The organism is Streptomyces sp. NPDC007991, assembly GCF_042958445.1.
Taxonomy (GTDB): Bacteria; Actinomycetota; Actinomycetes; order Streptomycetales; family Streptomycetaceae; genus Streptomyces.
On the sequence record NZ_JBIBJD010000018.1, the window covers coordinates 21,488 to 34,075 of the forward strand.

General features: G+C 71.2%; 14 protein-coding genes and 1 tRNA gene. 9 read left to right on the top strand and 6 right to left on the bottom strand.

Annotation, left to right across the window (positions count from 1 at the left end; genetic code table 11):
* The first annotated feature begins 59 nt into the window (after positions 1–59).
* Complete coding sequence (locus tag ACFZDA_RS36930; RefSeq protein WP_391090109.1) at positions 60–194, top strand: hypothetical protein; 135 nt, start codon at positions 60–62, stop codon at positions 192–194.
* A gap of 79 nt (positions 195–273) precedes the next feature.
* Here ACFZDA_RS36930 and hppD read toward each other — a convergent pair whose 3' ends face one another.
* Positions 274–1,419 carry a 4-hydroxyphenylpyruvate dioxygenase gene (gene hppD / locus ACFZDA_RS36935; RefSeq protein WP_391090111.1) on the bottom strand — a complete coding sequence of 382 codons (1,146 nt, stop codon included), beginning with the start codon at positions 1,417–1,419 and terminating at the stop codon, positions 274–276.
* A 123-nt stretch (positions 1,420–1,542) separates the two neighbouring features.
* Here hppD and ACFZDA_RS36940 point away from each other — a divergent pair, with 123 nt between their 5' ends.
* The 7 genes from ACFZDA_RS36940 to ACFZDA_RS36970 all read left to right on the top strand — a co-directional run bounded on the left by ACFZDA_RS36940 (position 1,543) and on the right by ACFZDA_RS36970 (position 6,563).
* Positions 1,543–2,013, top strand: coding sequence for an Lrp/AsnC family transcriptional regulator (locus tag ACFZDA_RS36940; RefSeq protein ID WP_086561604.1), 471 nt, complete (start codon positions 1,543–1,545; stop codon positions 2,011–2,013).
* 21 nt (positions 2,014–2,034) lie between these two features.
* Positions 2,035–2,682 carry an ABC transporter permease subunit gene (locus tag ACFZDA_RS36945; RefSeq protein ID WP_391090114.1) on the top strand — a complete coding sequence of 216 codons (648 nt, stop codon included), beginning with the start codon at positions 2,035–2,037 and terminating at the stop codon, positions 2,680–2,682.
* Positions 2,675–3,934, top strand: a complete 1,260-nt coding sequence (locus ACFZDA_RS36950) for a betaine/proline/choline family ABC transporter ATP-binding protein (RefSeq protein WP_391090116.1) — start codon at positions 2,675–2,677, stop codon at positions 3,932–3,934. The genes ACFZDA_RS36945 and ACFZDA_RS36950 overlap by 8 nt, the downstream gene beginning before the upstream one ends.
* Positions 3,931–4,752 (top strand): ABC transporter permease subunit, encoded by an 822-nt coding sequence (locus ACFZDA_RS36955; RefSeq protein ID WP_391090119.1) that lies wholly within the window; start codon positions 3,931–3,933, stop codon positions 4,750–4,752. Before ACFZDA_RS36950 ends, ACFZDA_RS36955 begins: the two co-directional genes overlap by 4 nt.
* A complete protein-coding gene (locus ACFZDA_RS36960) occupies positions 4,749–5,723 on the top strand; it encodes a glycine betaine ABC transporter substrate-binding protein (RefSeq protein ID WP_391090121.1) in 975 nt (324 codons plus the stop codon). The genes ACFZDA_RS36955 and ACFZDA_RS36960 overlap by 4 nt, the downstream gene beginning before the upstream one ends.
* 68 nt (positions 5,724–5,791) lie before the next feature.
* Positions 5,792–6,376: a helix-turn-helix domain-containing protein gene (locus tag ACFZDA_RS36965; RefSeq protein ID WP_391090123.1), complete on the top strand. Its 585-nt coding sequence runs from the start codon at positions 5,792–5,794 to the stop codon at positions 6,374–6,376.
* A gap of 1 nt (position 6,377) precedes the next feature.
* Positions 6,378–6,563 carry a hypothetical protein gene (locus ACFZDA_RS36970; protein ID WP_391090125.1) on the top strand — a complete coding sequence of 62 codons (186 nt, stop codon included), beginning with the start codon at positions 6,378–6,380 and terminating at the stop codon, positions 6,561–6,563.
* On the opposite strand, the gene ACFZDA_RS36975 is transcribed toward ACFZDA_RS36970, so the two are convergent.
* From ACFZDA_RS36975 to ACFZDA_RS36990, 4 genes are all read right to left on the bottom strand, one after another.
* Complete coding sequence (locus ACFZDA_RS36975; protein WP_391090127.1) at positions 6,560–7,351, bottom strand: S16 family serine protease; 792 nt, start codon at positions 7,349–7,351, stop codon at positions 6,560–6,562. The two genes, ACFZDA_RS36970 and ACFZDA_RS36975, sit on opposite strands and share 4 nt — an antisense overlap.
* Before the next feature lie 76 nt (positions 7,352–7,427).
* Complete coding sequence (locus ACFZDA_RS36980) at positions 7,428–8,069, bottom strand: helix-turn-helix domain-containing protein (RefSeq protein ID WP_391090129.1); 642 nt, start codon at positions 8,067–8,069, stop codon at positions 7,428–7,430.
* A gap of 278 nt (positions 8,070–8,347) precedes the next feature.
* Positions 8,348–10,147 carry a DEAD/DEAH box helicase family protein gene (locus ACFZDA_RS36985; protein ID WP_391090131.1) on the bottom strand — a complete coding sequence of 600 codons (1,800 nt, stop codon included), beginning with the start codon at positions 10,145–10,147 and terminating at the stop codon, positions 8,348–8,350.
* A gap of 157 nt (positions 10,148–10,304) precedes the next feature.
* The gene (locus tag ACFZDA_RS36990; protein WP_391090133.1) at positions 10,305–11,777 is read right to left on the bottom strand and encodes an MFS transporter; all 1,473 of its coding nucleotides are present in this window, start codon (positions 11,775–11,777) and stop codon (positions 10,305–10,307) included.
* A 196-nt stretch (positions 11,778–11,973) separates the two neighbouring features.
* Here ACFZDA_RS36990 and ACFZDA_RS36995 point away from each other — a divergent pair.
* Positions 11,974–12,048 (top strand) — tRNA-Cys (locus ACFZDA_RS36995).
* Positions 12,049–12,061: 13 nt separating this feature from the next.
* On the opposite strand, the gene ACFZDA_RS37000 is transcribed toward ACFZDA_RS36995, so the two are convergent.
* Positions 12,062–12,550, bottom strand: a complete 489-nt coding sequence (locus tag ACFZDA_RS37000; protein WP_391090134.1) for a DUF6083 domain-containing protein — start codon at positions 12,548–12,550, stop codon at positions 12,062–12,064.
* Positions 12,551–12,588: the final 38 nt, after the last annotated feature.

Below are 12,588 nucleotides of genomic sequence, written 5' to 3' on the forward strand. Positions count from 1 at the left end.
GTCGGCGGCACCTTCGGCTGCCCGGGTGTGGTCGTCGTACCGACGGCACAGTGAGCGCCGTGGAGAACCAGCCGGAGCCCTCCGTGGGCCTCTTCCGCACCCGGCGGGTGGTGCTGCTCGCCTCCGTCGCCGGGTGTGCCTGCACCGCACTCGGTGAGCACACGGCAGCCACTCTCGCCCCTGCACGTGCCTGAGGGGGTGTTGGAGATGGACGGGGAGTGAGGCCTGCGGGTGCCCCGTGGCACCCGCACGAGCTCGGGAGGGGCCGTCGGGTCACAGGTTGCCGCGGCGGGCCTGCTCTCGTTCGATCGCTTCGAACAGGGCCTTGAAGTTGCCCTTGCCGAAGCCCATCGAGCCGTGGCGTTCGATGATCTCGAAGAAGACGGTCGGGCGGTCCTGGACCGGCTTGGTGAAGATCTGCAGCAGGTAGCCGTCCTCGTCGCGGTCGGCGAGGATCTTCAGTTCGCGCAGGGTGTCGATCGGGACCCGGGTCTCGCCGACCCACTCCCCCAGCGTGTCGTAGTACGAGTCGGGCGTGTTCAGGAACTCCACGCCGGCCGCGCGCATGGTGCGGACCGTCTGGACGATGTCGGCCGTGTTGAGCGCGATGTGCTGGACGCCCGCGCCGCCGTAGAACTCCAGGTACTCGTCGATCTGGGACTTCTTCTTGGCGATCGCCGGCTCGTTGATCGGGAACTTGACCTTGAGCGTGCCGTCGGCGACGACCTTCGACATCAGGGCGCTGTACTCGGTGGCGATGTCGTCGCCCACGAACTCCTTCATGTTCGTGAAGCCCATCACCTTGTTGTAGAAGCCGACCCACTCGTTCATCCGGCCGAGCTCGACGTTGCCGACGCAGTGGTCGATCGCCTGGAAGGTGCGCTGGGCGGGCGGTTCGACGATCGGCTGGGCCGCCACGAAACCGGGCAGGTACGGGCCGTCGTAGCCGGAGCGCTCGACCAGGGTGTGGCGGGTCTCGCCGTAGGTGGCGATGGCGGCCAGGACGACCGTGCCGTGCTCGTCCTTCAGCTCGTACGGCTCGGCGACCGGGCGGGCACCGTGCTCCAGGGCGTACGCGTAGGCGGCGCGTGCGTCCGGGACCTCGATGGCGAGGTCGACGACGCCGTCGCCGTGCTCGGCCACGTGCCGGGCGAGGAAGTGGCCCCAGTCGCTGGACGGCTTGACGACCGAGGTGAGGACGAAGCGGGCGGAGCCGTTCTCCAGGACGTAGGCAGCGGTCTCGCGGCTGCCGTTCTCCGGTCCGGAGTAGGCGACCAGCTTCATGCCGAAGGCGGTGGAGTAGTAGTGCGCCGCCTGCTTGGCGTTGCCCACGGCGAAGACGACCGCGTCCATTCCCTTGACCGGGAAGGGGTCGGCCTGCCGGGCGGTGTCGGGAGTGTGGTGTGTGGTCTGCGTCATAGCCGCAGGGTCTCCCCGCTCGGCAAGGTGCGCAATAGTTTGCGTTTCTGCTGGGCAATCTGTTCAGCGATACGGCCGTATCGACGGCGCTTCTGTACAGGATGACCATGCCGGGAGGCTGCTGTGGCGATCGATCATCTGGACGGCCGGATCATCCTGCTGCTGGCCCGGGAGCCGCGGATCGGGGTGCTGGAGATGTCCCGGCGGCTGGGTGTGGCCCGGGGCACCGTGCAGGCCCGGCTGGACCGGCTTCAGTCGAACGGAGTCATCCGGGGGTTCGGTCCGCAGGTGGATCCGGCCGCGCTCGGCTACCCGGTCACGGCGTTCGCGACACTGCAGATCCGGCAGGGGCAAGGGGCCGATGTACGGGCGCACTTGGCGAGCGTGCCCGAGGTGCTGGAGCTGCACACCACCACCGGCAGCGGGGACATGCTGTGCCGGCTGGTGGCCCGCTCGAACGCCGATCTCCAGCGTGTGATCGACCGGGTCGTCGGTTTTGATGGCATCGTCCGGGCCTCCACGGCGATCGTCATGGAGAACCCCGTTCCGCTGCGGATCATCCCGCTGGTGGAGCAGGCCGCGGAGGAGACCTGAGCAGTCGTGGGGTGAGCGCGTGTGAACTTCTGGGAGTACGTGGCGGGCCGGCACCAGCAGCTGCTCTCGGACGCCTACCAGCACGCGAGCGCCGTCTTCCAGTGCATGGTCGTCGCGACCGTGCTCGGCGTCCTGATCGGCGTCGCCACCTACCGCAGCGAGTGGGCCGGGAACCTCGCGACCACGACCACCGCGACCGTCCTGACCGTGCCGGCGCTCGCCCTGATCGGCCTGCTCATCCCGGTCGTGGGGCTGGGCGTGCCGCCGACGGTGATCGCGCTGACGCTGTACGGGCTGCTGCCGGTCGTGCGCAACGCGATCGTCGGGCTGCGCGGGGTCGACCCGGCGCTGGTGGACGCGGCCACCGGCATCGGCATGTCCCGCCCGGCCCGGCTGCTGCGGATCGAGCTGCCGCTGGCCTGGCCGCCGATCCTGACCGGGATCCGGGTCGCGACCCAGATGCTGATGGGCATCGCGGCCATCGCGGCGTACGCCTCGGGCCCCGGCCTCGGCAACGTCATCTTCCGCGGCCTCGCCTCGCTGGGCAGCGCCAACGCGCTCAACCAGGTCCTCGCGGGCACGCTCGGCATCATCGTCCTGGCGCTGCTGTTCGACGCCGCGTACGTGCTGCTCGGGCGGCTGACCATCCCCAGGGGGATCCGTGCCTGAGACCGACGGCCACGGGGCCTCCATCGAGCTGGAGAGCCTGACCAAGCGGTATCCCGGAGTCGCGCGGCCGGCCGTGGACGACGTGAGCCTGGAGATCGAGGCGGGCGAGGTCGTCGTCCTCGTCGGCCCCTCGGGCTGCGGCAAGTCGACCCTGCTCAAGATGATCAACAGGTTGATCGAGCCGACCGGCGGCCGTATCCGCATGGGCGGTGAGGACGTCACCGACATCGACCCGGTCGGGCTGCGCCGCAAGGTCGGCTACGCGATCCAGTCCGCCGGGCTCTTCCCGCACATGACGGTCGCGCAGAACATCGCGCTCGTACCGAGGATGATCGGCTGGCCGAAGGCCCGGATCAGGGCGCGGACCGAGGAACTGCTCGACCTCGTCGGCCTGGACCCCGGCGAGTTCCACGACCGCTACCCGCGCGGGCTCTCCGGCGGCCAGCAGCAGCGCGTGGGCGTGGCCCGGGCCCTCGCCGCCGACCCCCCGGTGCTGCTGATGGACGAGCCGTTCGGGGCGGTGGACCCGATCACCCGCGACCACCTCCAGGACGAGCTGATCCGGCTCCAGCGGGAGCTGCACAAGACGATCGTCTTCGTCACGCACGACTTCGACGAGGCGATCAAGATCGGCGACCGGATCGCCGTCCTGCGCGAACGGTCCCACATCGCGCAGTTCGACACCCCGGAGGCGATCCTCACCAACCCGGCGGACGACTTCGTGTCCGGGTTCGTCGGCGCCGGGGCGGCGCTGAAGCGGCTGAACCTGGCCCGGGTACGGGACGTGGAGATCACCGACTATCCCACGGTGATGATCGACGACCCGTTGCAGCAGATCGTCAGCCGGCTGCGGGCCGGCGGCACCGACGAGGTCCTGCTGCTCGACCGGCGCGGCCGCCCCTGCAAGTGGCTCCGGCGCGGCGACCTGACGCGGGCCCGGGGCTCGCTGGCCCGCGCCGGGACACCGGTGCACGACACGGTCACCCGGGACGCGACCCTGCGGGATGCCCTGGAGGCGGTGCTCACCGACAACGCCGGGCGCGTCGCGGTCACGGGACGGCACGGTGAGTACACCGGTGTCGTCGACATGGAGACGCTCCTCAACTCCGTGCACGCCATGCTGGAGGCCGACCGGCTGGACGCGCCGGCGCACCAGCCCGGGCTGGAGGACGTACGGGCGGCGCAGACGCAGGCCGAGCGGGAGGGCGGCGGGAGCGTCACGGGCGTGGGCGGCGCCGGAGGGACGCGGTGACCGCCGGCGGGCCGGTGCGAACCGTCCCGGGGCCGGCGGACGAGGAGGAGGCAGAGGCGCCCCGGACGTCACCCGCCCCGCCGCCCCGGCACGTCGGCTGGCAGAAGCTGACCGTGCTGCCGTGTGTCCTGGTGGCCGTACTGCTCGCGACCTGGCTCTGGTTCCGGCAGGCCGACCTGGACGCGCTGACCCGCAACGCCCTGTCGGACGGCCAGGTCTCCAAGGCCCTGTGGCAGCACATCCAACTGACCGCGATCTCCACGTTCTTCGTGCTGATCATCGCGATCCCGCTGGGGATCCTGCTGACCCGCCCGGCGTTCCGCAGGGCCGCTCCGGTGGCGATGGCGTTCGCCAACACGGGCCAGGCGACGCCCGCGATCGGCCTGCTGGCGCTCCTCGTCATCTGGCTGGGCATCGGCCGCAGGGCCGCCCTGATCGGCATCATCGCCTACGCCGTGCTGCCCGTGCTGTCGAACACGATCGCCGGCCTGAAGGCGAACGACCCGACGCTGCTGGAGGCGGCCCGGGGCGTCGGCATGTCACCGGCGGGAGTGCTGACCCGGGTCGAACTGCCGCTGGCGGTCCCGCTGACCCTCGCGGGTGTCCGCACGGCCCTCGTCCTGAACGTCGGCACGGCGACCCTGGCGGTCTTCGGCGGGGGCGGCGGACTGGGCGTACTGATCACGACCGGGATCACCAACCAGCGGATGCCGGTGCTGGTGCTGGGCTCGGTCCTCACGGTGGTCCTGGCGCTGCTCGTGGACTGGCTGGCCTCGCTGGCGGAAGTGCTCCTGCGGCCCCGGGGGCTCCAGTCATGAGGCGCTTCGTGTGCCTGACGGCAGCGGGCCTGCTGGTCGCCGGGCTGCCGGTCGCGGGCTGCGGACTGACCAGCGGCTCCCCCATGGCGGACGACGTGCGGCCCGGGTCGGTCGGGCGGGGCGAGCCGCTGAAGGGCGCGAGCCTGACGGTGACGTCCAAGTCGTTCACCGAGGGCCTGATCCTCGGCGCGATCATGGGCATCGCCCTGGAGGCGGCCGGGGCGGAGGTACTCGACCGCACGGGCATCCAGGGGTCCGTCGGCAGCCGCGAGGCCGTCCGCAACGGCGACGCCGACGCCGGGTACGAGTACACGGGCACGGCCTGGATCACGTACCTGGGCAACAGCGAGCCCGTCACCGGTCCGCGCGCGCAGTGGGAGGCGGTGAGGAAGGCCGACGCGGCGAACGGGCTGGCCTGGCTGCGGCCATCGTCCCTGAACAACACGTACGCGCTGGCGATGAACCAGGAGAACGCGAGGAAGTACGGCACGAAGACCCTGTCGGACGTCGCGAAGCTGGCGAAGTCCGATCCGGGGGCGGTGAAACTGTGCGTGGAGGTCGAGTTCGCGAACCGGGCGGACGGGTTGCCGGGCATGCAGCGGACGTACGGGATGAAGCTGCCGGCGCGGAACGTCACGCAGATGGACACGGGGATCATCTACACCCAGACGTCGAAGGGGAGTTGCCCGTACGGGGAGGTGTTCACCACCGACGGGCGCATCAACTCCATGCACCTGGCGGTCATGGCGGACGACAGGAAGTTCTTCCCGAACTACAACGCCGCGCCGATGATCAACGCGAGGACCCTCAAGCGGTGGCCGGCGATCGCGGATGTGCTGGACCCGGTGACGGCGAGGCTGGACAACACGGTGGCGCGGCGGCTGAACGCGAAGGTGGATGTGGAGGGGGAGGATCCGCATCAGGTGGCGTTGGAGTGGATGGTGGGGGAGGGGTTGGTCGGGGAGGGGTGACCGGGGCAGGTGGCGAGAGTTACAAAGGAAGCCTTGCAAGGATTCCTTTGCAAGGATAGCTTTGCACTGTGACCGAACCCCAGAACCCACAGGTACGGCAACTCGACGCCCGATCTCTGCGCGGCCTCGCACACCCGCTGCGGATGCAGTTGCTGGACGCCCTGCGCTTCGGCGGGCCGGCCACGGCCTCGCAACTGGCCGCGAAGCTGGGCGAGTCCAGCGGTGCCACCAGCTACCACCTGCGTCAACTCGCGGAGTACGGCTTCGTCGAGGACGCCCCCGAGCGGGGCAAGGGGCGCGAGCGATGGTGGCAGGCGGTCCACCACGGGCTGCGCTTCGACGACGCCCTGCTCAACGATTCCGACCCGACCGTACGCGGCGCGGCGGACATGTACCTCCACGAGGTCGCCACCACCCAGACCAGGGAACTGTCCACATGGCTGGGCAACCGCGACTCATGGCCCGAGGAGTGGAGCCGCTCCTGGGACATGAGCAGCGCGACCCTGCGGCTCACGCCCGAACTGACGCGGGAACTCGTCGAGAAGATGCACGCGCTGGTCGAGACGTACCGCGACCGCGCGAGCGCCGAGGACACCCCCGGCTCCGAGCAGGTCCGCTTCCATACCCACGCCTTCCCGATCAGGACGGACTGAGATGCACCCCGACATCCACCTCGCCCTGCACCACGCCCGCGCTGCCGACCTCCGTGCCGAAGCCAGAGGCCGGGGCCCCGCCACCCGGAACAGCCACGGCCTCCGTAACCGCCTCGGCTGGACCCTCGTGGAGATCGGTTTAAGGCTCGCCACCCGGCCGGGGACGGCGGCCGCCGTCGTCCACTAACAGCTGGGCACGGACCCCTTGCCCGTCTCCAGGGCCACCAGGGAACTCACCGTGCTCTTCAGCGTGGTCACCGGAACCAGCCGCAGGCCCTTCGGCAGTTCGGCCCGCGCGTCCGTGCACTCCGCCTTCGGGACGAGGAACACCGTCGCCCCGTCCCGCCTGGCGGCCTGCGTCTTGAGGGCGACGCCGCCCACCGCCCCGACCGTGCCGTCCGCGGCGATCGTGCCGGTGCCGGCGATGACCCGGCCCCCGGTGAGATTCCCACCCATGCCGTCGCCGTCGAGCTTGTCGACGATCCCCAGGGAGAACAGCAGCCCGGCGCTGGGCCCGCCCACGTCCGCGAGCCGCAGGCCGACCTTGACGTCCTTGTCGTCGAGGCCGAGATAGTTCAGCGCGGCCTGCGTCGCCGCGTCCTGGGACTCCTTCATCTGCTTCTCGTTGTGCCGCTCGATCTCCTGGACGGTGTCGCCGCTCGGGTAGATCGCGTCGCGCGGCATGACCGCCCGGTCCGCGCTGAACCAGCTGTCGATGACGTCCGGGAGCGAGACCCGGGTGTCCGGTGAGGTCGCCACGATAGTGGTCATGCGCAGCTGGCCAGGGGTGTTCCGGGTCGGTGCGCCCTTGATGGTGATCACCGGGGCGCCCTTGTTCTTCCCGAGCACGTTCGTCGTCTGCCCGGGCTGCGCCACCGAGAACGGCAGCGGCGCGAACACCGCCGTGGCGAGCAGCGCCACGACGGGCAGGGCGCAGACGGCGATGGCCTGGGGACGCGTGAGACGAGAGAACACGGGATCAATCTAACTCGGGCAGGGAATCGGGCCGGGCCCAGGTCGCCCGGGGCCAGGCAGGAGAGATCCGCACAGGTCAGCGCAGCGCGTCCGCGACCTCTCGTGCCGCCTCGACGACCCTGTCCCCCACCCGCTCCGGCACCACGTCCGCCAGCATCACCACACCCACGCTGCCCTCGACGCCCGTCACGCCCAGCAGCGGGGCCGCCGCCCCGTACGCGCCGGCCTCCAGCTCCCCGTGGGTCAGCGTGAAGCCCGGGTCCGTCATCGGGTGCTGCCGGGCCGCGAGGATCGCCTTGCCGGCGGCGCCCCGGTCCAGGGGGTGGCGGAAGCCGGCCCGGTAGGCGACGTGGTAGTCCGTCCAGGTCGGCTCCACCACGGCCACGGCGAGCGCGTCCGCCCCGTCCACCAGGGTCAGGTGCGCCGTCGCGCCGATGTCCTCGGCCAGCGACCGCAGCGCCGGCATCGCGGCCTCCCGTACCAGGGGATGGACCTGCCGGCCCAGACGCAGCACGCCGAGCCCGACCCGGGCACGTCCGCCCAGGTCACGGCGTATGAGCGCGTGCTGTTCCAGCGTGGCGAGCAACCGGTACACCACGGTCCGGTTGACGCCAAGTTTGAGGGAGAGCTCGGTCACGGTGAGCCCGTGGTCCGTGTCGGCGAGCAGCTTGAGGACCCGTAGTCCCCTGTCGAGCGTCTGGGAGGTCTCCGCGGTCACGACGCCCACTCCTTAGTGGTGAGGTCGACGGCCCCCTGGTCGGCGGTTGCGTCACCGAGTCCCGTCGGCGACGCGCTCAGAGGCCGCCGATCGGCCGGCGGCCCGGCCTGTCCGGGCCGCGTCGCTTCACGGCTGCGCTCCGCGGCGGCGCTGCCACGGGGCGTGTGCGTAGCCGGACAGTAGCGAAGGGAGTTCGCTGAGCGGAAGGCTCCGTCCAGAATCCGGGCACCGTCCAGGACCGACTGGCGCCCTTTGCCCGCATACGTACGACACCCGCGTCACTTCATGCGCGTGGCCCACTCCTGCACCTTGGCGATCCGCTGCCGTAGCTGCCCCGCCGTCGCCTCCGCGGCCGGAGGCCCCCCGCACACGCGCCGCAGCTCGGTGTGGATCACGCCGTGCGGCTTTCCGCTCTGGTGGACGTACGCGCCGACCATCGTGTTGAGCTGCCGCCGCAGCTCCATCATCTCCTTGTGCGAGACGACCGGCCGCCGCTCGGCGGGCACTTCGAGGAGGTCGGCCTCCTCGTCCGGCTTCTTGCGGCTGTGCGCGATCTGCCGGGCCTGCCGCTTCTGGAGCAGCAACTGGACCTGGTCGGGCTCCAGCAGCCCGGGGATGCCCAGGTAGTCCTGCTCCTCCTCGCTGCCGGGGTGGGCCTGCATGCCGAACTCGGCGCCGTTGTACATGACCCGGTCGAAGACCGCGTCGGACTCCAGCGCCTCGAAGGGCAGCATGTCCTGCTCGCCGGTGTCCTCGTCCTGCTCCTTGTTCGCCTCCTCCATCTCCTTCTCGGATTCGGCGTACGGGTCCTCCTCGCCCTGCTTCTTGGGCTTGTCGAGGACGTGGTCGCGCTCGCGCTCCATCTCGCCCGCGAAGGAGAGCAGGTCGGGCACGGTCGGCAGGAACACGGAGGCGGTCTCGCCGCGCCGCCGGGACCGTACGAAACGGCCGACTGCCTGCGCGAAGAACAGCGGGGTGGAGATGGTGGTGGCGTACACGCCCACCGCGAGGCGGGGCACGTCGACGCCCTCGGACACCATCCGTACGGCGACCATCCACCGGTCGGTGTTCGCGCTGAACTCGTCGATCCGCTCGGAGGCGCCCGCGTCGTCGGACAGCACGAGGGTGGCCTTGCTGCCCGTGATCTCGCGGATCAGCTTGGCGTACGCGCGCGCCGAGTCCTGGTCGGAGGCGATGACGAGCGCACCGGCGTCCGGGATGGCCTTCCTGACCTCGGTCAGACGCTGGTCGGCGGCGCGCAGCACGGCGGGCATCCACTCACCGCGCGGGTCGAGGGCGGTCCGCCAGGCCTGGCTGATGGCGTCCTTGGTCATGGGCTCGCCGAGCCGCGCGGCGATCTCGTCACCGGCCTTGGTGCGCCAGCGCATGTTGCCGCTGTAGGAGAGGAAGATGACGGGCCGGACGACGTGGTCGGCGAGCGCGTTGCCGTAGCCGTAGGTGTAGTCGGCGGCGGACCGCCGGATCCCGTCGTTGCCCTCCTCGTACGTCACGAAGGGGATGGGGTTGGTGTCGGACCGGAAGGGCGTGCCGGTCAGGGCCAGCCGGCGGGTGGCGGGCTCGAAGGCCTCCAGACAGGCCTCGCCCCAGGACTTGCTGTCACCGGCGTGGTGGATCTCGTCGAGGATGACGAGGGTCTTGCGCTGCTCCACGCGGTTGCGGTGCAGCATGGGCCGGACGCCGACACCGGCGTAGGTCACGGCCACGCCGTGGTACTCCCGGCCGAGCGGCCCGGCGCTGTACTCCGGGTCGAGCTTGATGCCTATCCGGGCCGCGGCCTCGGCCCACTGCTTCTTCAGATGCTCGGTCGGGGCGACCACGGTGACCTGCTGCACGACGTGGTGGTGCAGCAGCCAGGACGCCAGCGTCAGCGCGAAGGTCGTCTTGCCGGCGCCGGGGGTGGCGACCGCCAGGAAGTCCCGCGGCTGCTCCTGGATGTACTTGTCCATCGCGCCCTGCTGCCAGGCGCGCAGCTTGCTGGCGGTACCCCAGGGGGCGCGGCCGGGGAACGCCGGGGACAGGTGGTGCGAGGCAGAGCTGGTGCCGGCGGTGGTAGTCACGGTCTCCGTTGGGGGTCGGGCGGCTCGTTCGAGGGAGCCTGACGGCTCGGCTACGTATGACAACCGGGCCACCCTACCGGCGCCCTGCCCCTGCTCATGCTCGGACCAGCCCGGGTCACGCCAGGGTGGGATCCACGTCACAGCCCGGCAGGACTCCTCACCGCTGCCGCAGCCGTGTGGTCACCCAGGCCCCCACCAGCGCGACCAGCGCCATCGGCAGGAACACGGCGGTGAAGGCGGCCGGGTGGGAGGCGGTGGTGCCGGTGGAGCCGACGGTGGTGTGGGTGACCGTGCCGCCGCCGAGGGCGGCGAAGGCGGCGCCGCCGGCGGAGAGCAGGACGACGTTGGAGAGGCCGTCGGAGATCTGCAGGGCGGCGGAGTTGGTGCCGGCCTCCTCGGGGGCGGAGAGCTTGAGCAGGAGCACGCTCGTGGAGGAGATGACCAGGCCCATGCCGAAGCAGCCGAAGGCCCAGGCGACGGCCAGGGTCCAGACGGGCACCGAGTCGAGCAGCACACTCGGCGCGGTGGCGATGGCCGCCGCCACCAGCAGCATCCCGACGGTCGTCAACCGCTCCCGGTACGGCTCGAATCGCGGCCGCGACTGCACCCACGAGCCCAGCGCCCACGTCCCGCCGCCCGCGGCGAGCGAGAACCCGGCCAGAGTCGGGCTGAGCCCGCGCTGCGTCACCAGCATCAGCGGTACGAAGGATTCCGCGGCGACGAAGGACCCCGCGGCGACGCCCCGCAGCAGCACGACGGAGGGCAGCCCGCGAGCGGCCCGGTAGGTGCCGCGCGGGAGCAGCCCGAGCACGGCGGGCACCAGCAGGGCCAGTCCGGCCGCGCCCGGCAGGAGCGAGAGCGGGCGCAGGTCCTGGGCGGCGTACTGGAGGAGGCCTGCGCCGAGGGAGATGGCCAGGGCCAGCCGGATGCGGCGGCGGTTGAGGGAGGGGGGCCGGCCGGAGGAATCCGAGTCCGGCGTCGGCACCGGGCCGGACGCGCGGCGCCGTATCTGCGGCAGTGCGAGCGCGAGCGGGAAGACGACGAGCACGGGTATCCCGATGAACACCCAACGCCACCCGAGGTGTTCGGTCACCGTGCCGGCGGCGAGCGGGCCGACGATCGAGGGCAGGATCCAGCTCGCGGCGAACGCGGCCATGATGGCCGGCCGCAGCCGCTCCGGATACGCCCGCCCGACGACGACGTACAGCGCGACGATCACCAGCCCGCCGCCGAGCCCCTGCACCGCCCGCCCCAGGATGAACACCCACATCGCCCCAGCCGTCCCCGACAGCAACAGCCCGGCCCCGAAGGAGGCTATGCCCGTCGTCAACGGCCCGAGGGGCCCGCGCCGGTCCGACCACTGCCCGGAGAGCACCATCCCGAACAGACTCGTCGTGAAGTACCCGGAGAACGCGAACGCGTACAGCGGCACCCCGTCCAGCTCGCGCGCCGCGACGGGCATCGCCGTACCGACCGCTGTCGCCTCGAAGGCGATGAGCAGCACCACGGAGACGATCCCGAAGCTCAGCGCCCGGTACGTCCGCCCCAGCACGGTCTCGTCCGCCGCGGGGACGGAGGGCAGGCCATCGGCTTCCACGACATCCGCGTCACGCGGCTTCGGAGCGGTCATGACCGCCAGAGTAAGAGCCACGCGGCGCTTTGACCCCTGTCGCGAGACGGTCCCCTCGTGGGACCTTGGTCGTACGCCCCTCTCTTTTCGGCCACCCCCTTCATGAACGGTGTATGGCAGTCACATTGCAGCCCGCCCGATGCCCTTGAGCCCTCACTCCGCCCCGGCCTACGGTCACTGCACCGAGTTCGGACACGGTCGTGTGCCCGAGTGGTTCAGGGGCTCGCCTGCAAAGCGAGTTACGCGGGTTCGAATCCCGCCACGACCTCCACAGGCGTAGAGCGTCACCCGGCGTCGGGAAGTGCCGTCGGGTCGGTGTCCTCGTCGGCCTTTCGCCGCGCCCGGCGCGCGTTCTCCGCGCGTACGGCGTCCAGCCACCGCCAGAGGCCGACCTCCTCGATCCTCAGCCCGGGGCAGGCGATGCGATGCGGTACGCGGCACACCGCACCGGGCGCGGGCTCGTCCTCGCGGCTGTTCCAGGCCGTCCCGCCGGAGTCCACGTACCAGCGGTGCCAGGCGGGCACCATGTGTGCGGGCACCGGCATGTTCGGTTCCAGGAGGACGTGCCAGCCGTAGTAGGTGACACGCCGATCACCGACGAGCCCGCAGTTGGGGCAGACGGGCGGAGCGGGCGGCTCGGGCCCGGTGGCGCCCTCCATCGCGGCCTGGGCCCGGTCGGTCTTCTCCCACGGCTGCGGGGCGTCCGGTGGCCGCTGCCGGTGTCCGTCGGGGTCGGGTAACGGGATGATGCTCGACTTCTCTGTGTCCCCCATGACCCGAGCATCCGCGCGGGTCGGGAACCAGGAAAGGG